The following is a 23,699-nucleotide window of genomic DNA, read 5'->3' on the forward strand; positions in this document are numbered from 1 at the left end:
AATTTAAAGATAAGTAAAGCGGTGTTGGTTGTAAGAATGAAGTATTAGAGTATTTGAAGAATAGGATAAGTTTTTATTGGATCGTAAGGAAAATTATTTGTAAAGATATTATTGGAAAAGGTAGAAAATAATGAGTGAAATAATAAATATAGGCGGCTTAAGTGCCGCACCAGGGCAGCGTATCCATGGTTTTGTTTCCATTGGTAATGGAGAATTTTCTCTTCCTACAACAATTGTCAGAGGCGAAAAACCAGGTAAAACAGCTCTCATTACAGCTGGTATCCACGCTGGCGAATATGTGGGAATACAGAGTGCAGTAGAGCTTGGAAGAGACCTGAAAATTGAGAAAATGACAGGAACAGTGATTATTGTAAAGGTAGTGGCAAAGGAAGAATTTGAAAACCGCCACGGTTCTTTTTGCAGGGCGACAGGTGAGAATCTGAACCGCCTTTTTCCAGGAAAAAAGAAGGTACTGAATACGAAAAACTGGCTTATGCAGTAGTTGAAGAGCTGCAAAAGGTGGCAGATTTTTATATTGATCTTCACAGTGGTGATGACTATGAGAAGCTGACTCCCTATGTATATTATGCAGGCAAAGCAGCCCCGGAAGTGATGAAAATTTCCCGTCAGATGGCAGAGCAGGTGGATGTTCCTTACATGGTAAAATCTGAGGTATCATCGGGAGGAAGCTATAATTATGCAGCATCCTGCGGCATCCCTTCCGTGCTTCTGGAGCGGGGCGGAATGGGAGCCTGGGAGACTGAGGAAGTGCGTTCTATGAAACGTGATGTACGCAGTATTTTACGGTTCCTTGGTATTTATGACGGACATAGAAGTATGCGGAAATATTATCCGTTAAATGTAACGGATGTGCAGTATCAATCCGCCTCTTATACGGGACTCTGGTATCCCCAGAAGAAGGCAGGAGACCTGTTTACAGAAGGAGAAATTCTTGGCTATGTAAAGGATTATGAGGATAACATTCTGGAAACCTGTACCTCCTATGGGGACGGAGTAATCCTGTATCAGACTGGTTCCCTACAGGTGATTAAGGATGGTCCGATGGTAGCTTACGGTCGGATCAGCTACGAGGAAGACGACCGAAAAGAGAAGATTGCAGCTTACTGGACAAAGCGAAGCGACAGTTTCCTGGAGCAGAGAAGAGCAGAATTACATAGTCCATTAGCTGGTAGATGGCTGGAAGAAATTGAGAAATATCTGCCCCAAAAGGCGTTAAGTTCTGAAGAAAAAGCTCAGAAACTTACCGATAAAAAATATTTGAATAACGGAAAAAATACAGAACCTGTAATTGAGGATGAAAGCAAAGAAAGAAAAGAAGCAGTCATAGAAATTAAGGAAAAAGAGACTGATAATGGTAAGCTTAGAATCTTAGATGTGGGCTGCGGAACCGGCTTTTTTACCATCCTTCTTGCAAAACAGGGGCACCATGTAACCGGCACCGATCTTACTCCGGACATGATCGCAAACTCCCGGATTCTTGCTAAAGAAGAGCAGGTAAGCTGTGATTTCCAGGTGATGGATGCAGAGCATTTAAGCTTCCGGGACGAAAGCTTCGATGTAGTCATTTCCAGGAACCTGACCTGGACCTTACCAGAGGCAGCACAGGCCTATAAGGAGTGGACAAGAGTGTTAAAACCAGGTGGACTTCTTCTGAATTTTGATGCCAACTATGGTGCTACAAACTTTGCCGAAACCTCCGGCCTTCCGGAAAATCACGCCCACAACCAGCTTGGAAATTCCCTGATGCAGGAGTGCGAAGATATCAAACGTCAGCTGCCCATCAGTTCTTACCTCCGCCCGGCCTGGGACGTGGAAGAGCTTGGAAAAACAGGAATGGAGCAGATTTCCATTGATCTGGGGTTGAGCAGACGGGTTTATAAAGAGAAGGATGAATTTTATAATCCAACTCCGATGTTTGCCATTGCAGCAAAGAAAGCATAAAAGCGGAGCGTATGCTTCACGATATGCGAATTGAGTAGGTTATGGGAGTGCAACGGACGAAACAATCCGCAGGTATCATAGTTATACAAGCCTGAAAAATATATGGTGACATAAAAATGTGCCCGGAATTTATTTCCCAGGCACATTTTTTGGAAAAAGGGATATCAAAATAAAAGAAAGTTATCAAATCACATAATCCGAACTTGTCATATGGAGGAATGCCATTGTTTTCTCACTCTTGGGCTGTGAGAAGAACTCTTTGGATGGTCCCTCTTCTACGATAACACCGTCCTCCATGTAGACTACCCAGTTGGCAACTTTTCTGGCAAAATCCATTTCGTGGGTGACTACGACCATGGTGGTTCCTTCGTCGGCAAGCTTTCTCATAACATCCAGAACCTCGCCGGTAAGTCTTGGGTCAAGGGCGGAGGTTGGTTCGTCGAAGAGAACTACTTCCGGATTGTAGGCGATGGCTCTTGCGATAGCTACACGCTGTTGCTGCCCACCGGAAAGCTGGTCCGGATAGAAGTTGGCGCGGTCTGCCATGCCTACTTTTTCCAGCATTTCCATAGCTTTTTTCTTCGCTTCTTCCGGAGAATTCTTACGGGCAATGGTAAGACCCTCCAGTACATTGTCAAGTGCTGTTTTGTTGCGGAAAAGATTGTATCCCTGGAAGACAAAGCCCATTTTCATTCGTAACTGCCGGATTTCTTTCCTGGTCACAGCAGTGATATCTTTATGGAAATCATCAAAGGTGATTTCTCCTTTATCTGCCTGTTCCAGAAAGCTGATACAGCGGAGAAGTGTTGTCTTTCCAGAACCGCTGTTTCCCAGAACTGCGATCACAGAACCTTTTTCAACTTTGAAATCAACACCTTTTAATACTTCGTTTGTCCCGAATTTTTTATGGATATTCTTTACTTCCAGCATATTTTTTTCTCACATTCTTATATAGAAATTTGGTAATTGATAACAGGGTATTATGAAGAAGCTTAAAAGTCTTTCTTCTGTAGTAAATGATATAAAATACGAGTTGTTCACATATGGTGATGCTGCCGAAGGCGACATTGATTATACTTCGATCTTTAAAATATCATTAAAGTAGTTATTGGCAACCATTAGCACACCCATAGCTGTGATAACTACGATTTCTTCTTCTGTGAATTCTTCTTTTAATTCAGTATAGATTTCATCCGGAATGTTTTTCGGATCTTTTGCAAGAGCGCGGCCAAAAGAAATAAGTAATTCTTCCTTCTTTGTAAATTGAAAATTGTCGAAATCAATACCATTATCTTTCAGAAGCTTTCTGAAATAAGTACTGCATACCAGGCAGTCATTTTCTTCGGAAATTGCATATTCAAAGAAGTCACCGGCTCTTTTTCCAATCAGTCTCTGCAGCTCCCGGTCAAGGGTGTAGGAGCTGTCTTCGATGGCTTTGAAGGCTTCTGCATTATGGAGAAGAGTAAGCTTTTCATTAGTGAGCCTATAGCCCTGTGCAAGATGGTTTCTGATTACTTCTTTCTCTTTTTCCCCTGCTGTTTCCGGGTCGATTTTTGAAATATAAGACATAATTATTCTCCTTTCACTGGCGTAGGAGCATTCCATACCAGCTTTTTCTCAAAATAGTTTTGTACCCATGTAAGGACGGTACAGATTATAAGGTAAATAACAGCAGCCTCGCAGTACAGGGCGAAGGGCTCGTAGGTTCTGGCGGCAATCTGCTGTGCGGTGGTGAACAGCTCCACAACTGTGATACTGGAGGCAAGGGAAGTGTCCTTGGTAAGTCCGATCAGTGAGTTAAACAGTGGTGGAAAAGCGATTCGGAATGCCTGGGGCATTACAATCCTGGTCATGGTCTGGCGGTAACTCAGACCCACCATATAAGCAGCTTCTGTCTGTCCTTCTGGTACCGCCTGGATCGCAGATCGGAAAATCTCAGCGTTGTAAGCGCCAAGGTTCAGGGCAAAGGCGATCACAGCGGATGGAAAAGCGTCCAGGATAATTCCTACAGACGGCAGGCCAAAGAAGATGATGAACAGCTGTACAATAAGTGGGGTTCCGCGGAAGACCCATATGTAAAATCTTGCGAACTGCTTCAGTCCTTTTACATTGGCAATCTGTACCAGGGCCAGAAAAAGGGCGATGATGCAGCCAAAAACAAAGGATAATAAGGTAAGGGGGATTGTAACTTTTATTCCGGGTATGAGAATCCTGGTGAAAGAAGATACCAGAATCCCTGCTAAACGTTCACTCATAATTGTTTCCTTTTACTTTCAATTGTTGGATGATTGTCTGTTGTTCTGGACAACAGCTGTGGAAAAGTAATTAGTTTTCATCAGTGCTTTCTGTTGTTGCATCCTCAGAAGCGGTGTCTGTATTTGCTGTATTTTCATCCTGTGGCTGTGTGAAGTCTGTGCCGAAGTAATCCTCAGAAAGCTTGCTTAAAGTTCCGTCTTCTTTCAGTTCGTCAATAGCGTTCTGAACTGCATCATATAAAGCTGTTTCCCCTTTCTTGATCGGGACAGCGTAGGTATCCACAACGTCCGGGATTACGAAAGCAACTTTCAGATTTGCATCCGGGTGCTGCTGAAGGTATTCATTGAATACAACAGAGTTAAAGGTTGTGAAGTCGGCACGTCCGGATTCAATCAGGGAAACCGCTTCGTCTGCTGTACTGATCTGAACCAGAGATGCACCGGCATCCTCCAGAATATCAAGGTAAGCGGTTGTAGCAGTGTTTGCTACTTTTTTGCCATCCAGGGAAGCCATATCTACGATATCATCATTGTCCTTGGCTACTACGATCTGCTGTGTGATGTAGAAATATGGTCCTGCGAAATCGTATTTCTCTTCACGCTCAGGGGTGATACTTACTGCATTAATTACTGTGTCCAGACGTCCGCTGTCGATTCCTGCAAGAAGTGAATCCCAGTCAGATTCTGTGAAATCTGCTTCCACACCAAGCTTGTCTGCAATTGCCTTTGCTACCTCCACGTCAAATCCGGTAAGCTCTCCGTTGTCGTCATGATAGGTGTATGGAGGATAGGTTCCTTCCACACCGACTTTCAGTTTTCCTGATTCCTGAATCTGTGCAAGCTCGTCATCAGCTGCATAAGCCATACTGCATGTTGCCAGAACTCCTGTTAATACTGCTGCAATTCCTAAAGTCAAGATGCTTTTTTTCATAATTGTATCCTCCTCTTATTTTGTTTCCTATTTAGTAACTAGGATTAATATGGATTGAATGATAGCATAGAAATCTGGTCTTGTCTAATATGGAATAAAGATAGCTGGCTATAGGAAATGCCTATAACCTGCTTAAATTGAAAGTACACAGCTTGACTTAATAGGAAGATATGGTAAAGTGGAAGAAAGAAATCTGGTGGGAGTGAGGCTTGATAATTCTCTTTGGATCAAGGGCGCGTGGAGATTTCAAAAGGACGAGTGACATTGATCTTGCAGTCAGTGGAGGGGATTTTTGCAGATTTGCGCTGGATGTAGATGAGGAAACATAAAAACAGAACGAAAGCAGATGTAAAAAGACTGAAGTTTTCGCCGGAGAGGGAATAGCTATGTTAGATCTGAAGCAACTGAAATATTTTATAGTGTGTGCTGAAACTGGCTCTATCAGCGAGGCTGCCAAGCTGCTTTATACAACCCAGCCCAGTGTGAGCAAGGCAATCAAAGCGCTGGAGGAGGAAATGGGAATTGTATTGTTTGAGCGTATGCCAAGGGGAATTGCGCTTACGGCGAAAGGCCGGGAGGCATACCGATATGCGTGCAGGATCATAAATGATTCCCGGATACTGGAAGAGATGAGCCATGGGAATATGGCAAAATATCTACGGATTTCATTGAATCCCAGTTCCTGGTTTACGAATCAGTTTGTGGAGTTTTATAAGGAAAATTATGACAAGGATTATCATTTTGAAATCTATACAGCCGGTGTACGCACGGTCATGGAACGTGTTCGGGATTACCTTTCAGATATTGGCTTTGTATACGTGATGGAACAGCAAAAAAAGGAATTCCAGTATGAGCTGGCGAAAAACAAGCTGGTTTTTACCGTTATGCAGGAAAGTACGGCGACATTTTATCCGGGAAAGTTGAATATATTGGATCAGGAAGCAGCTGACAGAGAGAATGCACAGACCGTAAATATGGAAGCGATGAAGAACTTCCGATTTATCCAGAACTTCCGTGATGAGTTTCTGGAATTGGGAGAGAAAGAAAAACGTAGTGTGTTCAGCTGGGAAAATCTGAATGTTTCCGTTATTACAAACAGCGACTACATTATGGAAAAGATGTTGAAAGAGACCGGACTTTGCAATATCAGCGGCAGTTATCTTTCCAATGATAAAAAGGCAGCAAACAAAGGCATTCCGCTGGAATTCAAAAACAATAAGGTGGTTTTCGGATACATCAGAAGAAAGAATGACGAGACGGATGAGCTGATGGAGGAATTGCTGGGATTTTTAAGGGAAAAATTGAAGCTGGAGAATGGCAGCTGAATATGAGAGGGATAAAAGAAAAACGAAGCAGAATCGGCTAAAGGAATGTGTGCCGGTCTTCGAAAATAGAGAAAAGGTATTCCTGAAAATTGAAAATATATTCCAAATAAGAATAGCTTATAACCCCCCGGGCGGGTTGTAGGCTGTTTTTTATTTTGCTAAACTACACCAAGGGATGAAAGAATGAGTAAAAACCTACTTGTACAGTATGGAATGGAGACAATTAAATGAAAAAATATGCAATCAAACGTATCCTTCAGCTGATTCCCATTCTGTTTGCAATTACTTTTCTGTCATACGGAATGATGCGTATTGCAGGAAGTGATGTTGTAACACAGAAAATGGAGAACACGGGAGGCGTAGTATCAGAAGCTACGTTGGATGCGGCAAGAGAACAGCTGGGTCTGGATAAGCCATTTTTAACCCAGTATTTTGTATGGCTTAGAAAACTGCTTTGTGGAGATATGGGGAACAGCTATGTATCAGGATTTTCGGTCTTTGATACTTTTATATCAAAACTGCCGGCAACCCTGCTTCTTACGGCTACTTCCATTCTGCTTACTATTATTATTTCGATTCCTTTGGGAATTTTGTCTGCGGTGAAGCAGAATACAATTGCTGATTACCTGATTCGTTTCTGCAGTTTTATAGGAAACAGTCTTCCTAATTTCTTTGTATCACTTTTGCTTATGTATTTTCTTGCAATCCGGGTCAGGATTTTCCCTGTTATTGCCAAGGATGTGAGTCTGAAAAGTGTTGCAATGCCGGCCATAACCCTGGCCATTGCCATGTCTGCGAAATATCTGCGGCAGGTAAGGGCTACTGTGTTAGATGAGCTGAGTAAGGATTATGTAGCAGGCGCCCGTGCCCGTGGGGTGAAGTTTTCTGTTACCTTATGGAAAAGTATTATGAAAGCATCCCTGGTTACGGTCATTACCCTGTTAATGCTGTCAGTGGGAAACCTCCTTGGCGGTACGGCAATTGTGGAGTCCATCTTCATGTGGGACGGTGTTGGAAAAATGGCAGTAGATGCTATTTCCATGCGCGATTATCCCATTATTCAGGCGTATGTTATGTGGATGGCAATCATTTATGTGCTGGTGAATCTGCTCACAGACCTGTCTTACCGGTTCCTTGATCCGAGAATCCGTCTGGGAGGTGCGAAGCAGTGAGTGTAAAAAAAATGGACGAAGTGCCAGAAAAGAAAACGGAAAGTAAAATACTGGTAAAGATGGGTAAGAAAGAACAAGGTAGATGTCAAAAAGAAAGTGTAGTGCTGAAAAATGGGCAAAGCACAGATAATGGAAAGCACGTAACCGTGCGTGTGCAGAGGATTAGAAAGATCCATATAAAACAAAAGCTGATAATTTTCAGCGTTCTGGCTGTCTGTCTTGTAGTCCTGGCAGTTTTTTCAGACCATCTCTGTCCTTATGACCCTTACGCCCAGGATCTTTCCAGCGCCCTTCAGGCACCCAGTCTTCAGCATCCAATGGGGACAGATACTTATGGCAGGGATATGCTGTCCCGGGTGATCAGCGGAGCAAGAGCCAGTATTTTTTCCACTTTTATACTGGTGGCTGTGATTTCCATTTTTGGTACGATTGTGGGATTATGCTGTGGCTATTATGGCGGAATTCTGGATTCTGTTATGATGAGAATTTCTGATGTCTGTCTGGCATTTCCAGGGCTGGTGTTTGCAATGGCGATCGCGGCCATTCTTGGGGGAGGTATCCAAAATGCTATTATTGCGCTGGCAGTGGTCAGCTGGCCAAAGTATTCACGTATAGCCAGAAGTCAGACACTGGCTTTGAAAGAGGAACCTTACATCCATGCGGCGATATTGGCTGGGGACAGCTCTGCTCAGATCCTTGTTAGACATGTTCTTCCCAATATGATCGGACCGGTTCTGGTAACAGCTATGCTGGATATTGGAACCATGATGATGGAGCTTGCAGGACTTTCCTTTCTGGGTCTTGGAGCGCAGATTCCAATGGCTGAGTGGGGAAGCATGATGAGCGGTGGACGAAGTATGATCCAGACATATCCATGGGTGGTTCTGTCGCCGGGAATTGCGATTTTTATATCGGTGGTTATTTTTAATCTGCTGGGAGATACCGTCCGGGATTACCTGGATCCGAAGAATAGCCGGATCAAGTGATGCGAGACAGTCAGAGGCTGAAATACGCGGCTTCCAAAACACAATTTTGGACTCTTTTGTGCTGTCAAAGCGGAAATGAAATATGTAAGCTTTGGAAAAAAGCATGTTAAATATAAGAGTATGAATAAACACGAGGAGGAATGTAAATGAAAACAAAGAAGATTCTTGGAATTGCACTGGCTGTCTGTATGACAATGGGATTAACTACAGTGCCCGCAATGGCGGAAGATAAGAAAACATTTGTATTTGGTGATACCACCTTTAATGCGGAGAATGAAGAAGCGGATATCAATCCACAGAACACCTACGCCGGCTGGGCCTGCATCCGCTATGGTGTCGGCGAAACCCTGTTCCGCTATTCTGATACCATGGAAATTGAACCATGGATTGCCAAAGAATATGAAAATGTAGATGAGCTGACCTGGAAAATTACTTTGAACGATGGTGTTGTATTTTCCAATGGGCGTGTCTGTGATGGACAGGCGGTAAAGGAAAGCCTGGAGTCTCTGGTTGAAAATCATGAAAGAGCAGCGGGGGACCTTTGCATTGACAGTATTGAGGCAGATGGAAATGTGGTTACCATTAAGACCACAGAGCCGAAACCGGCATTGATTAACTATTTAAGTGATCCCTATGGCTGTATCATTGATGTACAGGCCGGAATTACAGACAATGGAATTGTAATCGGCACGGGTCCTTATGTGGCTACAGATCTGGTAACGGACGATCATCTTACACTTGTAAAAAATGAAAACTACTGGAATGGGGATGTAAATGTGGATGAAATCACGGTTCGAACCATTTCCGATGGAGATACACTGGCATTTGCACTTCAGGCAGGTGAAATCAATGCTGCCTATGGTATGGCATATGCAAGCTATCCTTTATTTGAGAATGATGATTTTACGTTCTCCAGTGCTGCAACAAGCCGCGCATTCTATGCATGGATGAATTTTGAAAGTACGGTAACTTCTGATCCGGCAGTCCGCAAGGCAATTGCCATGGGAATTGACAAAGAGAGCTTCGTATCCGTACTTCTGAATGGATACGGATATCCGGCAGTTGGTGCATTCCCGGATACTTTTTCATTTGGCGGACAGAATCTGACTACAGAGAGCTATGATCCGGATGGAGCCAAAAAGGTTCTGGAGGATGCAGGCTGGATTGATTCCGATGGTGACGGAATCCGTGAAAAGGATGGCGAGAAGCTTGTAATCCGCTGGCTTACCTATCCAAGCCGTCAGGAGCTTCCGCTGCTGGCAGAATCAGCCCAGGCAACTCTGAAAGAGATTGGTATGGATGTTCAGGTTAACTGCACATCTGACAGCAATACCATCCGCAAAGATCCTGCGCAGTGGGACGTATACGCAAGTGCCATGGTAACAGCCCCAACAGGAGATCCGGAGTATTTCTTCACAACCTGTGCTCTGGATAACTCTGTTTCCAATAATGGACATTATCACAGTGATAAGCTGGAAGAGCTTGCAAAAGAGATGGGAAAAGAATTTGATGTAGAAAAACGTTCCGAACTGGGAATTCAGATGCAGCAGACCGTTCTGGACGACAACGCTTATGTGTTCTGTTCTCATCTTAAAATGAGCATGATCATGCAGTCAAATGTAACCGGTCTTGTGGCCCATCCTTGTGATTACTATGAGCTGACAGCAGATCTGGATATTAACTAAGGAAAAATACGCTTTGTGAGTTTGACCTGCCTATGGTGTAAATGAGAGCCAGCTGCCATGTATGGATAATACAGGCAGCTGGCAGAAATATTTTTTGGATATCAAGGAGGAGTTTGCGCGACAATGGAGAATAAAATACTGACCTATGATTCGGTGGAGATATCCTTTGATGGGGAAGCGGTAGTCCATGATGTAAGCTTCTCACTCACACCGGGCGAAATCCTGGGGCTTGTAGGAGAATCCGGAAGTGGTAAAAGTACACTGATCAAAGCTGCTATGGGACTTCTTGGTTCAGGAGGCCTGGTAACCAGAGGCGACATCTGTTATATGGGACAGAATATTCTGGATATTTCAGAGAAGGAAAAAAGAAAAATCCGGGGAGCAGGAATCGGCATGATTTTTCAGGATGCAGGAGCCTCTCTTTGCCCTATCCGTACGATTGGTGACCAGATTTATGAGAGTATGCGCGCCCATAAGAAAGTGAGCAGAAATGAAGCAAAGGATCGTGCCATGGAATTGTTTGAAAAGCTGAATTTTAAAGACAGCCAGCGCGTGTGGGACAGCTATCCCTTTGAATTATCCGGTGGAATGAATCAGAGAGCAGGGATTGCCATTTCCATGCTGATGAATCCACCGATTCTTTTGGCAGACGAACCTACAAGTGCACTGGATGTATCGGTTCAGCGTCAGGTAGTAAGAGAAATGTTAAAGCTCAGGGAATTGTTTGGAACAGCAATTATAATTGTAACCCACGATATTGGTGTAGTTCGGGCAATGGCGGATACCGTTCTGGTTCTGAAGAATGGAAAAATGGTGGAATATGGAGAGGCAAAAAAGGTGTTGAACCATCCACAGGATCCATATACGAAGAAGCTGCTGGCAGCAGTTCCAAGGCTTAAGAGAAAGGAAAGATCATGAACACACTTTTGGAAGCTGAACACTTAACGAAGGTATTTGCGCAGAGGGGAAAAGAGCCTTTTAAAGCTGTGGATGACGTAAGCTTTTCTTTGCAGGCAGGAGAAACACTTGGAATCGTTGGCGAATCCGGCTCCGGAAAAAGTACACTGGCGAAGATGATCACAAGGCTGACGGATATTACAGATGGTACTTTGAAATTCCAGGGAAAAGACATTACGAAATTGAAACAGAGCCAGTTGAGGGACGTATATGGAAATATCCAGATGGTTTTTCAGAATCCGGCAGGTTCCTTTGACCCGAGAAGAACTTTGGGGGATGGAATCGGAGAGAGCCTTCGAAATCGCGGCATGAAGAAGGCCGATATCGCAATAAGGGTGAAAGAACTGCTGGAACAGTGCGGACTTGAAGAAGAACTGGCTAAAAGATATCCACATGAGGTCAGTGGAGGACAGTGCCAGAGAGCTGCAATTGCAAGGGCACTGGCAGTGGAACCGAAGGTGCTGATCTGCGATGAAGCTACCAGCTCACTGGATGTGACCATTCAGAAGCAGATCATGGAGCTTCTGGAAGAGCTGAAGGATACACATGGCTTATCCTTTATATTTATCTGCCATAATCTTGCACTTGTACAGAGCTTCTGCGATAAGGTGCTGGTTCTGTATGACGGAAAAGTGGTGGAGAGCGGGAAGCCGGATGATATTATCAATGAGCCGAAAGAGGCGTATACAAAGAAGCTGGTGGATGCAGTATTTGAGTAAAATAAGCACAGAAGAAAGCCCTGCCGGGCAGGATTGCACTGCGATGAAAGGGGAGTTGCCGTTCGAGGCAACCCGCCGCAGTCGGAGAATCCTGCAAGCAGGATTTTTTTTTCTTGAAATTTCCTTGTAAGATATTCCATAAAAGCAGAAAAATATGCAAAATGGGAATGGGTAAATATCCCCCTGGGGAGCTTGTGATACCTGTTGATTCTGGTACAATAGGTTTCAGCAGCAAGGCAGAAAACGCCTGAAATGCGAATTTTTATACATAGTTACATGTAACACCTCCACTCATTATTACATGTAAATACAGACCTTCTATAGAAAGACAGTTATAGGACAAAAGCTTATAACTGCCTTTCTTATCTGGAGCGTATTTGAAAAAAATTCCGCAGTCTGCACGCCCCACTTTGCGGTATATTTCACCCGGATTCGGGAAAAATCTCCACAAATTGTGATGTGCATCTTGCAGAAAGCCTTTTTCAGACACGCTCTGAGAAGAAATGAGGGATGGAGAAAAAAGAGTCAGTAATCTTCAGAAAATAATATTTCTGCTGATAATAAAAACAAGAGGGAGAACTGCTATGAAAATCAAGAAAGTAATCAGTTTATTATGTACAGCGGCCATGCTGCTGGCTGTACCAGCCGGGAATGTTTATGCGGGTGCGGAGGATCAGTCTGTGGTAGTTACAATGCCAACCACATCAGAACCGGAATCCGGTTTTGATCCGGCTTACGGATGGGGAGCCGGAGAGCATGTTCATGAGCCATTGATCCAGAGTACCCTGGTTCGTACCACCAAGGACCTTGGAATTGAAAATGACCTTGCCACAGAGTATTCCTGTAGTGACGATGGTCTTACCTGGACTGTAAAAATCCGTGATGATGTGAAGTTTACAGATGGAGAGCCATTGACCGCCTCTGATGTTGCTTTTACCTTTAATACCTGTCGTGATGAAAGCTCTGTAAACGATTTTACCATGTTGAAGGAAGCGGTTGCAGTGGACGATACGACGGTAGAGTTTCATATGAATGAGCCATATTCCATTTGGCCATACACCATGGCAATTGTAGGAATCGTACCAGAGCATGCCTATGATGAAAATTATGGACAGAATCCAATTGGTTCCGGACGTTATATTATGAAGCAGTGGGACAAAGGACAGCAGGTTATTTTTGAAGCAAACCCGGATTACTACGGAGAAGAACCAAAGATCAAAAAACTGACGGTGCTGTTTATGGAAGAAGATGCAGCCATGGCAGCGGCAATGTCCGGACAGGTAGATGTAGCTCACACAGCAGCCTCTTACAGTGACCAGGAAATTGACGGGTATGAACTCCTGAGTGTGGCAACTGTGGATAACCGTGGCTTTAATCTTCCTTGTACAGAACCAGAAGAAAAAGACGGTATCACATATGGAAACAGTCTGACTTCCGATGTGAAGGTACGACGTGCAATTAATCTTGCTATTGACCGGGAAGAGATGATCAAAAATGTACTCAATGGTTATGGAACAGTAGCCTATAGTGTTTGCGACAAAATGCCATGGTACAACGAGGAGGCTGTTACAGAGTATGACCTTGATGCAGCGAAGGCTCTGATGGAAGAAGCAGGCTGGATAGAAGGCGATGACGGAATAAGAGAAAAAGATGGGGAAAAAGCAGAGCTTACCATTATGTTTTCAAATGGAGATTCTGTGCGCCAGGCACTTGCAGAAGACTCTGCGAATCAGCTGCGTGAGCTGGAATTGATGTAACTACTTCTGGTGTTGGCTGGGATACCGCCTACGATCAGGCACAGTCAGAACCGCTTATATGGGGATGGGGAGCACATAGCCCTATGGAGCTTTACAATATTTATCACACCATCAAAGATACCGGAAGTGCGGAATATTCTCCATATGCAAATGAGACAGTTGACAAATACATGGACGAAGCACTTGCAAGCAGCAACCTGGAAGAATCCTACGATCTCTGGAAAAAAGCCCAGTGGGACGGAACCACAGGAATTACACAGGAAGGGGATATTCCGTGGATCTGGCTGTGCAATATTGATCATCTTTATTTTGTACGTGATGGTCTGAAAGTGGCAGATCAGAAATTACATCCTCATGGCCATGGCTGGTCTATTGTAAACAATGTTGACCAGTGGGAGTGGGAATAAAGAAAGCAATAAGGAATGCTTTTTGTACTTGTATCAGGTATGAAGAGTAAGAAAAAACGAAACGGATAAATTAAGATGAAACGCATAGGTATTTATGTAGGAAAGAACCTGCTACGAATCATATTACTGCTTTTTGCAGTAAGCATTCTTACCTTTGCCCTTGTATCAGCTTCCCCCATTGACCCGTTACAGGCCAATGTGGGGCAGGCTACTCTGGGCAGTATGAGTGAAGAACAAAAAGAAAAGCTGCGCTCCTACTGGGGCGTGGATGAACCGCCAGTGCAGAGATATCTGAACTGGCTGAATGCATTTATAAAGGGAGATGGAGGAATTTCTCTGTTATACCGGCAGCCGGTGACAAAGGTCATTGCAGTGAAGCTGGGAAATTCTCTTTTTCTTATGGGACTGGCGTGGGTGGTTTCCGGATTTGTGGGCTTCCTTCTGGGAGTACTTGCAGGGGTGTTTCAGGGCAGGCTGCCGGATAAGATCATAAAAGGTTATTCACTGGTGATTGCCAGCACTCCTTCTTTCTGGCTGGCACTTTTGCTACTGATCATTTTTGGAGTCTGGATGAAAATCCTTCCCATTGGACTTAGTGTTCCTATTGGAGTAGAAGCCAGCGGTGTTTCCTTTTTGGACAGAGTGCGTCATGCCATTCTTCCGGCAGTCACTTTAAGCATAACCGGAATTTCGAATATCACATTACATACCAGGGAAAAAATGATTGATATAATGGAAAGCGATTACATCCTTTTTGCAAAGGCGCGGGGAGAGAAAACCGGAAGCATCATTTTTCACCATGGCATTCGTAATGTGCTGCTTCCGGCCATGACCCTGCAGTTTGCATCTGTCAGTGAGATCATAGGAGGTTCGGTTCTTGTGGAGCAGGTATTTTCCTATCCGGGACTGGGACAGGCGGCTGTAGCGGCGGGAACTGGCAGTGATGTGCCTCTTCTTATGGGGATTACATTAATAACAGCAGCCATTGTTTTTCTGGGAAATTTCCTGGCAAATGTACTGTATGGAGTTGTTGATCCCAGAATCCGGAAGGGAGGGCTGGGACTATGAGTGAAGGTGTAATGAAAAACAATTGTTCAAAGGGCAGCCCGGGAGTCGTGGAAAAGCAGGGGAAAAGGCTGAATCAGCGGCAGAAAGCAAGGATTTTGCTGATTTTTTCTGTAGCTTTTCTGGCGGTGACAGCCATACTTGGAGTGGTGCTTCATGATGCCGCTATGGTGACTGATTTTTCCAGAAAAAATATTGCTCCCTGTCTGAAATATCCTTTTGGTACGGACTGGCTGGGCAGAAATATGTTTTACCGTACTCTTACCGGTTTATCTATGAGTATTCTTATTGGCGTGCTGGCAGCAGGTGTAAGCGCAGTTATGGCACTGATTCTTGGAATTTGTGCAGCAACTCTTGGAAAAAAGGTGGACTCTGCCATCTCTTTTGCAATTGACACTGTTATGGGAATTCCGCATATTCTGCTGTTGATCCTGATTTCCTATGCTATGGGAAAAGGGCTGAAGGGAGTGATTGCAGGTGTGGCGCTGACGCACTGGACATCTCTGGCAAGGCTGATTCGAGGAGAGGTTATGCAGCTTCGGGAAAGTGAATATATTCAGATTGCAGGAAAGCTTGGGCTGGGCAAATGGGAGATTGCGAAAAAACACATAGTTCCCCATGTTCTGCCCCAGTTTATTGTTGGGCTGGTATTGCTTTTCCCACACGCAATTCTTCATGAGTCCAGTATTACATTTCTGGGCTTTGGGCTTTCCACGGAGCAGCCGGCGATTGGAGTTATTTTATCAGAAAGTATGCGCTATCTGATCATGGGCAAATGGTGGCTGGCTGTATTTCCTGGAATGATGCTGGTTCTTACGGTTGTGCTGTTTGAAAAAGGCGGTACAGCTCTTCGTCAGCTTCTGGATCCGGGAAGTGTTCACAAATAGAGAATAGCAGGAGGGACTGTCCGGTAAGAGACAGCAGCGTATGAAAAAATATGAGTTGTACAAATAAGAAAAAAATACTGGAAATAGAAGAGCTTTCCGTTTCCTTTCTCCAATATAAAGGGAAAACCAGCAGACAGAGCTGGCTTCCCGTGATTTCAGGTCTATCTGTTGCAGTGAGGGAAGGGGAACTGGTGGCTGTAGTCGGCTCCAGCGGTTCCGGAAAAAGTCTTCTGGCACATGCGATTTTGGGAATTCTGCCTTATAATGCAAAAGTATCCGGAATTATGAAGTTCCAGGGTGAATTGATGGACGAAAAGAAGATCAGTGAACTTCGTGGAAAGGAAATTGCTTTCGTACCTCAGAGCACCTTATATCTGGATCCTCTTATGAAAGTGGGGAAACAGGTCTGTGGAAAAAGAGGGAAAAAGGGGTCAGAAAAGCAATCGGAATTGTTCCGCAGGTATGGTCTGCCTGAGAAAACAGAAACGAAATATCCTTTCGAGTGTTCTGGAGGAATGACCAGAAGAATTTTGCTGTCTACTGCATTAATGGAAAATCCAAAGCTTATTATTGCGGATGAACCTACGCCTGGCATGGACCTGACACTTGCGAAAAAGTCTATGGAGGATTTCAGAAAATTTGCAGATGAAGGAAATGGAGTTCTTTTGATTACTCATGATATTGAGCTGGCACTGGAAGTTGCTGACAGGATCGTTGTTTTTTATGCAGGAAAAACAGTGGAAGAGGCCCCGGTTTCGGATTTTCGTTCAGAAGAGACCTTGCGCCATCCTTATACGAAAGCATTGTGGCGGGCACTTCCGCAGAATGGCTTTACCCCTCTTGACGGAACCCAGCCTTATGTGAAAGACATGCCGCAGGGATGTCCTTTTGGACCAAGGTGCAGCTGGTATCGGGAAGAATGCAAAGGGGAAATACCTATGGTGGAGGCTGGATGCGGAAGTGTCAGGTGTATCCGGTATTGTATGTAAAACGGAAATACCACCTATCGGCGACATCACTATATAGGAAAGTCAGCGGTTGTGTGCCTGTGGCACTCCAACAGCTGCAGACAGCATTCGTAATCCGGGACTTTCATAGTAAAGTCAGATAGGGGATAACTTTAATGCATATTGCCTACTGAATAGTTATAACAGGAGATATAAAATGATTCTGGAAGCACGAGATATTTCATTTTCTTATGAGAGAAAAGGCGCAGAACTTTTTTCAAATATAAAATTTAAAGTGGAAAACAACGAAAGAGTGTGGGTGCCAGGACCAAGTGGCTATGGAAAAACCACATTGTGTAAAATTCTGGCGGGTTACCTGGAACCTTGCAAAGGACAGATTTTGCTGGATGGAAAGCCTTTGCCGAAGAAAGGGTATTGTCCGGTGCAGATGATCTGGCAGCATCCGGAAAGGGCTGTGAATCCCAGACTGAAAATGGAAAAAATTTTGTCTGATGGAGGGCAGGTTGAAAATCGGATCATAGAGGGGCTGGGGATAGAAGAAGATTGGCTGAACCGGTATCCTCAGGAATTATCCGGTGGGGAATTGCAGCGTTTCTGTATTGCAAGAGCACTGGGAAAAGAGACAAGGTTTCTGATTGCAGACGAGATCAGTACCATGCTGGATCTCATCACGCAGAGCCAGATCTGGAATTTTCTGCTGGAAGAAGTAAAAAGGCGGGAAATCGGGTTGATCGTGGTATCTCATAGTGAGGCATTATTGAAGCAGGTTGCAGAGCGAAAACTGCCTTTTACGGCAGAGAAGACAACTGCCTGAAAATTTTGAGTGATTCATTTATTTTATACTTCCATTTTCCAAGAAAAACAAGAGCAGATTTTAACAAAAAAATCCCTTAAAAAAAAGTTATGTTTGGTTAATCATAATTGAAACAAGTGACTATAATAAGGGACGTAAAAAGAAAAAAGAAGTACTTAACAAAACCTCTTTGTTGAAGGCTGCTAAGCGTTTCAGAATTTTGGAGGAAAAGATAAATGAATACTTTAAAAGCTGAAAAAAGAAGCATGGATGTCAAAGCAAAGAAATTAAGAAGAGAAGGATTTGTAACAGGTAACCTGTTCGGCAGAGAAATTGAAGGTTCCATTCCCCTTAAGTTTACTAAGAAAGAAATTGAAGTTCTGTTGAAAAACAACAATAAAGGAAGCCAGGTAATGCTGGAACTGGATGGTAAAACCTATGATGCGCTGATCAAGGAAGTTGATTATAATCCACTTGCACATACAGTAGAGGAAGTTGATTTCCAGGCACTGGTAAGCAATGAGATGGTTCATTCCACTGCTGAGATCATTCTGGAAAATGAAGAGAAAGTTATGTCCGGTGTTCTGCAGGATGAGTTGAAAGAGGTTGCATACAAAGCACTTCCGGCAGATCTGGTTGACAAGATCAAGGTTGATGTCGCTGGTATGAAGATTGGTGATACGCTTCGTGTGAAAGACCTTGAAATCGCCAAGAATAAGAATATCCACATCACAACTGATCCGGAAGCAGTTGTCGCAACTGTAACACCAGTTCACAACGTAGTTCCGGAGACTGAGACAGAGGCTGAAGAGACTGCTGAGGAGAAATAAGCTGGCGGCAGTTGCTGAAATTGAATTTTGAATATGTGTGAATGAAATGGGAAGCTGTTCACTGGGAAATTGGTGGGCAGCTTCCTTTTGTCTGGTATTTCTAAAAGCGGTTATTAGAGTGTGTTTGAAAAATCTCCCATAAATTGTGACGCACATCGTGCAGAAAGCCTTTTTTAAACACGCTCTAATAAAAATTTGTTACGAATTTTAAAAACTGCTTCACATGTGGCTTCAGAATCCGGTTCTTACTGTACACAATGTAGAAGGTTCGCATGGCGGATTCGTGATTCAGGGGAAACATGAGAATCTGGTGGGTGTCGGCCAGATCTTTGGCAGAGCAGGCAGAGAGGATGGAGATTCCAAGGCCGCCGGCTACAGACTTGCGGATGGCCTCCAGATCGTTCATGCGGGCTACAATGTGCAGGGAAGAAGCCGGGATATTTCGTTTTTCCAGATAGCGGTCAATTTCCTTTTTGGTTCCAGAACCAGTTTCGCGCATAATAAAGGGTTCTCTTAGAAAATCAGAGAAATCAAGGGTACCGGAATCCATTTTTTGCTGATATTGCAGGTAATGCTGGTTGACCGGGGTGGCAATTACAAGTTTATCTTTGCAAAAAGGGATAAAACAGCAGTCTGGTTCGTCAAAGGTATTTCCCACCAGAGCCAGATCCACGCTGCCATCTAGAACTCTTGCCACAGCGCCGAGACTGTCGGATTGCCAGGAGTGAAAATATACGTCTGGAATCTGGCAGGTGAAGGCACTGAGAATACCTGGCAGAAGGTAGGAGGAAGGAATGGTGGAAACAGCCAGGTCAATGATCTTTTTATTTTGTCCGGTGAACTCTTCTATAATGTTGCTGCGCATGTTCAGCATATTGGAGGCGCAGTCATAGAGCAGAAGACCGCGCTGGGTGATGTTCAGCTTCTTGGTGGTGCGGATCAGCAGCCGCGAGTTCAATTCCTGTTCCAGAGAATTGATGTGGGCACTGATGGTGGGCTGGGTCAGGTTCAGCTGGCGGGCGGCTTCGGAGAAGCTTTTATTTTCGACTACGGCTACGAAGGCCTCTAATTGTTTAAATTCCATAGGATAAAAATACTGGTTCCTTTCTCAAAGACTAATTAAGTGTTACTAATGCTGAATTTATAAGTCTAAAATTTTCTTTAATCCCTGGATGGCAAAATCCAGCTCATTCTTTGTATTTTCCGGTCCAAAGGAGAACCGGATAGTTCCGGCAGGATAAGTACCAAGCGTCTTGTGGGCGTTTGGAGCGCAGTGGAGTCCGACTCTGGTCATAACACCATACTCATTGTCCAGCTGCCACGCCACCTGTGACATGTCGATTTCTGGTGTCTGGATCGAAACAACTGCATTTCGGTCAGTGAGATCTTTTTTTCCAATAATACGGATATGTCTGCCAGTATCGTCCAGTGCCTGCAGCTGTTCCAGAAAATAACCAGTGAGAGACAATTCTTTTTCATTTATCGCCTGCAAAGAATGCGTTTTCAAGTACAAAAGTGCTTCATGCAGTCCATAAATTCCAGGCAGATTAGGTGTCCCGGATTCAAAGCGATCCGGCATAAAATCCGGAATTTCTTCCGTATGAGATACACTTCCGGTACCGCCGGAAATCAGTGGTTCCATTTGTTCTGCCAATTCCTGGGAAACCAGGAAACCACCTGTCCCTTGTGGTCCCCGAAGTCCTTTATGTCCGGTAAAAGCTAACGCGTCAATATGCATTTTGTCCATATTAATTGGTACGATCCCAGCCGTCTGTGCAGAATCCACAACAAAATAAAGCTGGTGCCTCTGACAGATTTCCCCAAGGGCATCAAGGGGCATCCTGGTTCCGCATACATTGGAAGCATGTAAAGTGACAATAGCTTTCGTCTCAGGGCGGATCAGTTCTTCTACTTTTTCCAGAATCATAGAGCCGTCCGTTCTGCAAGGAATCCGGTCAAAGGAAATCCCTGAGGAAGCCAGCTGTACTACAGGTCTCATAACTGCATTGTGCTCCATGGCGGATACCAGAATATGGTCTCCTGGTTTTAAGAATCCTTTTAAAATAAAATTGAGACTGGTGGTGACATTCGGTGTAAAAATTACATTTTTGCATTTGGAAAAGTGGAAAAGTTCTGCCAGCAGCTGGCGTGTCTCATAAATAACTTCTTCTGCTGAGTAAGCACTGGAGTAGCAGCCGCGGTTCACGTTAACTCCGTTCATAGTCAGGTAATCCATCATAGCTTGTGCCACACCTGGAGCCTTTGGAAAAGAGGTGCTGGCCTGGTCGAGGTAAATTCGGTTCATGATTATATCCTTTCGCTTGGAAAATGGTTATTTAATATATCTATAATACCACGATTTATCGACAATATCTATAAATACTTAAAATAATCCCACATAATCAATTAGAGTTTTCTGACAAAAAATGCTAAAATAGAGGAAAGATTTGACAGTTATCTAAGGAGGAAAGAGTATGAAAGAAACATTGTCAAAGAAAGAAACACCCATAATCATCGGAGCCGGTGTCATCATCGGAATCATTGCAGTGGCTCTGGTATATTTCGGAAACCCTGCAAATATGGGCTTCTGCATTGCCTGCTTCCTGCGTGATACTTCAGGAGCACTGGGATTCCACAGTGCAGCTGCGGTTCAGTACATCCGCCCGGAAATTGTAGGACTGGTACTTGGCTCCTGCATTCTTGCTCTTGCAACCAAAGAATTTAAGCCAAGAGGCGGCTCCGCACCTGTTACCCGTTTTGTGATCGGAATGTTCGTTATGATCGGCTGCCTGATGTTCCTTGGCTGCCCATTCCGCATGATCCTTCGTCTGGCTGGCGGCGATTTCAACGCCATCTTTGGTTTGATCGGATTTATTGCTGGAATCCTTGCCGGAGTATTTTTCCTGAAAAAAGGCTATACTCTGAAACGTTCCTATAAAATGCAGCCAGTTGAAGGCGGCATTTTCCCAGTAGTGGAAATCGGAATTCTTCTGCTTCTCATTGCAGCACCTGCATTCATCCACTTCACAGAAGCTGACGGTGGTCCTGGAGCAAAGCATGCTGCAATTGCAATCTCCCTGATCGCAGGGCTTCTGGTAGGTGCACTTGCACAGAGAACCCGCCTGTGTATGGTTGGAGGAATCCGTGACGTGGTACTGTTTGGAGAGTGGAAGCTGCTTCTTGGATTTATTGCAATTCTGGTAAGTGCGTTGATCGGAAACATGATCCTGGGATATTTTAATCCAGGATTTGCAGGACAACCTGTCGCACATACAGATGGTCTTTGGAATGCACTTGGAATGGCGCTTGCAGGATTTGGCTGTGTCCTTCTTGGAGGCTGCCCGCTTCGTCAGCTGGTTCTGGCTGGTGAAGGAAACACAGACTCCGCCATCACAGTATTTGGTCTGATGGCTGGTGCAGCTGTAGCACATAATTTCGGACTGGCATCTTCTGGAGAAGGCCCGACTGCAAATGGCAAGATCGCTGTTGTGATCGGTTTTGTGGTTCTGATCGTGATTGCGACAGTAAATTCCATGCGTAAGAATGAAGCGTGAAGTTGATTAAGGACGCTCATTTATAGTATATCTGTGTAAACAGACAATTCCGTTTAGTTGAAATAATGAAAAATCTAAGGAGATTAAGTGTATGAAAACAATAGATGCAAGAGGGCTTTCCTGCCCGGAACCTGTGATCCGTACTAAGAATGCGCTGGCATCCGGTGAGAAGGCATATACGGTAATGGTAGATAACGTAACAGCCAAAGAAAACGTATCCCGTTTCGCCCTGCATCAGGGATATAAGGTGTCTGTAAAAGAGGGTGGGGAAGACTTTGTCCTCACTCTTGAGAAATAATGGGAGATTACATAGCCACATTTTTTTCCCATTTTGGAGCTATGTCTTTCAAGAAAAAATGTGAGAAAGAGGGATATACGGCTACGATCATGCCGGTGCCAAGGAATTTAAGCTCTTCCTGCGGAACCTGCGTGAAATTCACAGGGGAAGCACAGACTGCGCAAAACTGGAACTCCGATGAAGTGGAGCAGCTGGTAAAAATACTTGAAACAGGAAGCTTTCAAGTTATATGGCATAGTTAAAGGTAAATAGCGGATAAGAGGAGAATGTATTATGCCAGAAAACAGGCAGTCTAATTATGACCAGGTAATCGAGAACTGGAGATTGAAATTCCTGGAAATGGATCAGGAGGAACTGATTCGCAAATTTCAGCTGGAAGCTGATAAGGAGTTTCTTTATATCATCTACTTTTCAAAAAGATTTCGAATTGACAGAAAAAACGGATTTATTACAGAAGATGGGAAAAGCCCTGGATTTGATACGGTGATGAATATTTATAATACGTTTTACTATTCAGCAGCTCATCCTGTGGCATCGGGCAATCTGGTGGCTTTTCGTCAGGTGAAGAGAGTGTATCCTTTTGAGGCTGCTTACAGAAGGACGATTATTTTTAGGCTGCAGGAGCTTTTCTCCGGGAAAACAGAAGAATTAAGAAAAGCCTGTGAGGCTCTTGGGGGAACTTTGCTTCCTCAGGGAGATGTGGGGTATGTGCTTCCGGTATTTCCCTTTTTGAATATTGCAGTTTTGTTCTGGGATAAGGATGAGGAATTTGAAGCACAGGCAAATATGCTTTTTGATTCGGAAATCACGGAGTTCATGCATGAGGAAAACGTAGTGTGTGTGGCGGCGGACGCGGTGTATTATCTTACATTGGCTGCCGGAATGACGCCAGAGAAGATATATGCCCAATAGGGAATTATAATATAAAAAAGGTCGTATATGTCAGCGGCCTTTTTATATTGCAAAAAATACTGACCAAATCTTCTATATCATAAAGAGTTTTGCCAGATGAAATTTTTTTCTTGCAAACTTTATGTGACAACCTTACAACATTGTAAGATTCTGCCTGCATTTTGTAATCTGATTCGATGGCAGCAAGTGACTTTTTTAAGTATACTGTTTTTTGCAAGGAAGCGTATGAAAAAGCT

26 protein-coding genes and 1 pseudogene are annotated in these 23,699 nt (G+C 44.1%); 20 read left to right on the plus strand and 7 right to left on the minus strand.

Annotated elements, in window-relative coordinates:
• Positions 1 to 130: 130 nt before the first annotated feature.
• Positions 131 to 903 (plus strand): annotated as a pseudogene (locus DW904_RS23540) (succinylglutamate desuccinylase/aspartoacylase family protein); the annotation flags it as partial.
• A 159-nt stretch (positions 904 to 1,062) separates the two neighbouring features.
• Positions 1,063 to 1,962, plus strand: a complete 900-nt coding sequence (locus tag DW904_RS03855) for a methyltransferase domain-containing protein (protein WP_243110296.1) — start codon at positions 1,063 to 1,065, stop codon at positions 1,960 to 1,962.
• Positions 1,963 to 2,145: 183 nt separating this feature from the next.
• Here DW904_RS03855 and DW904_RS03860 read toward each other — a convergent pair whose 3' ends face one another.
• The 4 genes from DW904_RS03860 to DW904_RS03875 all read right to left on the minus strand — a co-directional run bounded on the left by DW904_RS03860 (position 2,146) and on the right by DW904_RS03875 (position 5,148).
• A complete protein-coding gene (locus DW904_RS03860) occupies positions 2,146 to 2,892 on the minus strand; it encodes an amino acid ABC transporter ATP-binding protein (RefSeq protein WP_118578154.1) in 747 nt (248 codons plus the stop codon).
• Between the two features lie 141 nt (positions 2,893 to 3,033).
• On the minus strand, positions 3,034 to 3,531 hold the full coding sequence (locus DW904_RS03865) for a hypothetical protein (protein ID WP_118578155.1): 498 nt from the start codon (positions 3,529 to 3,531) through the stop codon (positions 3,034 to 3,036).
• 2 nt (positions 3,532 to 3,533) lie between these two features.
• Complete coding sequence (locus tag DW904_RS03870; protein ID WP_118578156.1) at positions 3,534 to 4,217, minus strand: amino acid ABC transporter permease; 684 nt, start codon at positions 4,215 to 4,217, stop codon at positions 3,534 to 3,536.
• A gap of 70 nt (positions 4,218 to 4,287) precedes the next feature.
• Positions 4,288 to 5,148 (minus strand): transporter substrate-binding domain-containing protein, encoded by an 861-nt coding sequence (locus DW904_RS03875; protein WP_118578157.1) that lies wholly within the window; start codon positions 5,146 to 5,148, stop codon positions 4,288 to 4,290.
• A 209-nt stretch (positions 5,149 to 5,357) separates the two neighbouring features.
• On the opposite strand from DW904_RS03875, the gene DW904_RS03880 reads away from it, so the two are divergent.
• From DW904_RS03880 to DW904_RS03910, 7 genes are all read left to right on the plus strand, one after another.
• A complete protein-coding gene (locus DW904_RS03880) occupies positions 5,358 to 5,477 on the plus strand; it encodes a nucleotidyltransferase domain-containing protein (RefSeq protein ID WP_118578158.1) in 120 nt (39 codons plus the stop codon).
• Positions 5,478 to 5,534: 57 nt separating this feature from the next.
• Positions 5,535 to 6,473, plus strand: coding sequence for a LysR family transcriptional regulator (locus tag DW904_RS03885; RefSeq protein ID WP_118578159.1), 939 nt, complete (start codon positions 5,535 to 5,537; stop codon positions 6,471 to 6,473).
• 227 nt (positions 6,474 to 6,700) lie between these two features.
• Entirely contained in the window at positions 6,701 to 7,645 is a 945-nt protein-coding gene (locus DW904_RS03890) for an ABC transporter permease (protein WP_118578160.1), read from the plus strand.
• Entirely contained in the window at positions 7,642 to 8,631 is a 990-nt protein-coding gene (gene nikC / locus DW904_RS03895; RefSeq protein ID WP_237925490.1) for a nickel transporter permease, read from the plus strand. Before DW904_RS03890 ends, nikC begins: the two co-directional genes overlap by 4 nt.
• Before the next feature lie 146 nt (positions 8,632 to 8,777).
• Complete coding sequence (locus DW904_RS03900; protein WP_118578161.1) at positions 8,778 to 10,316, plus strand: ABC transporter substrate-binding protein; 1,539 nt, start codon at positions 8,778 to 8,780, stop codon at positions 10,314 to 10,316.
• A 123-nt stretch (positions 10,317 to 10,439) separates the two neighbouring features.
• Entirely contained in the window at positions 10,440 to 11,234 is a 795-nt protein-coding gene (locus DW904_RS03905) for an ABC transporter ATP-binding protein (RefSeq protein WP_118578162.1), read from the plus strand.
• Positions 11,231 to 11,992 carry an ABC transporter ATP-binding protein gene (locus DW904_RS03910; protein WP_118578163.1) on the plus strand — a complete coding sequence of 254 codons (762 nt, stop codon included), beginning with the start codon at positions 11,231 to 11,233 and terminating at the stop codon, positions 11,990 to 11,992. Before DW904_RS03905 ends, DW904_RS03910 begins: the two co-directional genes overlap by 4 nt.
• Positions 11,993 to 12,310: 318 nt before the next feature.
• Here the strand turns inward: DW904_RS03910 and DW904_RS24925 are convergent, their stop codons facing one another.
• Positions 12,311 to 12,478 (minus strand): DUF6783 domain-containing protein, encoded by a 168-nt coding sequence (locus DW904_RS24925; protein WP_334284955.1) that lies wholly within the window; start codon positions 12,476 to 12,478, stop codon positions 12,311 to 12,313.
• Between the two features lie 98 nt (positions 12,479 to 12,576).
• On the opposite strand from DW904_RS24925, the gene DW904_RS03915 reads away from it, so the two are divergent.
• The 7 genes from DW904_RS03915 (at position 12,577) to DW904_RS03940 (ending at position 18,699) form a co-directional block, all read left to right on the plus strand.
• Positions 12,577 to 13,749, plus strand: a complete 1,173-nt coding sequence (locus DW904_RS03915; protein WP_347562015.1) for an ABC transporter substrate-binding protein — start codon at positions 12,577 to 12,579, stop codon at positions 13,747 to 13,749.
• Positions 13,750 to 13,832: 83 nt separating this feature from the next.
• Entirely contained in the window at positions 13,833 to 14,156 is a 324-nt protein-coding gene (locus DW904_RS24930) for a hypothetical protein (protein WP_347562016.1), read from the plus strand.
• Between the two features lie 75 nt (positions 14,157 to 14,231).
• Entirely contained in the window at positions 14,232 to 15,224 is a 993-nt protein-coding gene (locus tag DW904_RS03920) for an ABC transporter permease (RefSeq protein WP_118578164.1), read from the plus strand.
• Positions 15,221 to 16,108 carry an ABC transporter permease gene (locus tag DW904_RS03925; RefSeq protein ID WP_334286056.1) on the plus strand — a complete coding sequence of 296 codons (888 nt, stop codon included), beginning with the start codon at positions 15,221 to 15,223 and terminating at the stop codon, positions 16,106 to 16,108. Before DW904_RS03920 ends, DW904_RS03925 begins: the two co-directional genes overlap by 4 nt.
• Positions 16,109 to 16,158: 50 nt before the next feature.
• On the plus strand, positions 16,159 to 17,097 hold the full coding sequence (locus DW904_RS03930; RefSeq protein WP_118578165.1) for an ABC transporter ATP-binding protein: 939 nt from the start codon (positions 16,159 to 16,161) through the stop codon (positions 17,095 to 17,097).
• Positions 17,098 to 17,272: 175 nt separating this feature from the next.
• A complete protein-coding gene (locus DW904_RS03935) occupies positions 17,273 to 17,890 on the plus strand; it encodes an ATP-binding cassette domain-containing protein (protein ID WP_118578166.1) in 618 nt (205 codons plus the stop codon).
• Positions 17,891 to 18,105: 215 nt separating this feature from the next.
• Entirely contained in the window at positions 18,106 to 18,699 is a 594-nt protein-coding gene (locus tag DW904_RS03940) for a 50S ribosomal protein L25 (RefSeq protein ID WP_118578167.1), read from the plus strand.
• A gap of 184 nt (positions 18,700 to 18,883) precedes the next feature.
• On the opposite strand, the gene DW904_RS03945 is transcribed toward DW904_RS03940, so the two are convergent.
• Positions 18,884 to 19,783 carry a selenium metabolism-associated LysR family transcriptional regulator gene (locus DW904_RS03945; RefSeq protein WP_118578168.1) on the minus strand — a complete coding sequence of 300 codons (900 nt, stop codon included), beginning with the start codon at positions 19,781 to 19,783 and terminating at the stop codon, positions 18,884 to 18,886.
• 57 nt (positions 19,784 to 19,840) lie between these two features.
• Positions 19,841 to 21,004, minus strand: coding sequence for an aminotransferase class V-fold PLP-dependent enzyme (locus DW904_RS03950; protein ID WP_118578169.1), 1,164 nt, complete (start codon positions 21,002 to 21,004; stop codon positions 19,841 to 19,843).
• A 169-nt stretch (positions 21,005 to 21,173) separates the two neighbouring features.
• On the opposite strand from DW904_RS03950, the gene yedE reads away from it, so the two are divergent.
• The 4 genes from yedE to DW904_RS03970 all read left to right on the plus strand — a co-directional run bounded on the left by yedE (position 21,174) and on the right by DW904_RS03970 (position 23,463).
• A complete protein-coding gene (yedE, locus tag DW904_RS03955; protein ID WP_118578170.1) occupies positions 21,174 to 22,253 on the plus strand; it encodes a YedE family putative selenium transporter in 1,080 nt (359 codons plus the stop codon).
• A gap of 91 nt (positions 22,254 to 22,344) precedes the next feature.
• Positions 22,345 to 22,551 (plus strand): sulfurtransferase TusA family protein, encoded by a 207-nt coding sequence (locus DW904_RS03960; RefSeq protein WP_118578171.1) that lies wholly within the window; start codon positions 22,345 to 22,347, stop codon positions 22,549 to 22,551.
• On the plus strand, positions 22,551 to 22,793 hold the full coding sequence (locus tag DW904_RS03965) for a DUF3343 domain-containing protein (RefSeq protein ID WP_118578172.1): 243 nt from the start codon (positions 22,551 to 22,553) through the stop codon (positions 22,791 to 22,793). Before DW904_RS03960 ends, DW904_RS03965 begins: the two co-directional genes overlap by 1 nt.
• 31 nt (positions 22,794 to 22,824) lie before the next feature.
• Positions 22,825 to 23,463: a DUF3786 domain-containing protein gene (locus DW904_RS03970; protein ID WP_118578173.1), complete on the plus strand. Its 639-nt coding sequence runs from the start codon at positions 22,825 to 22,827 to the stop codon at positions 23,461 to 23,463.
• Positions 23,464 to 23,699: the final 236 nt, after the last annotated feature.

Source organism: Ruminococcus sp. AM42-11 (assembly GCF_003480145.1).
GTDB lineage: Bacteria > Bacillota > Clostridia > Lachnospirales > Lachnospiraceae > Blautia_A > Blautia_A faecis.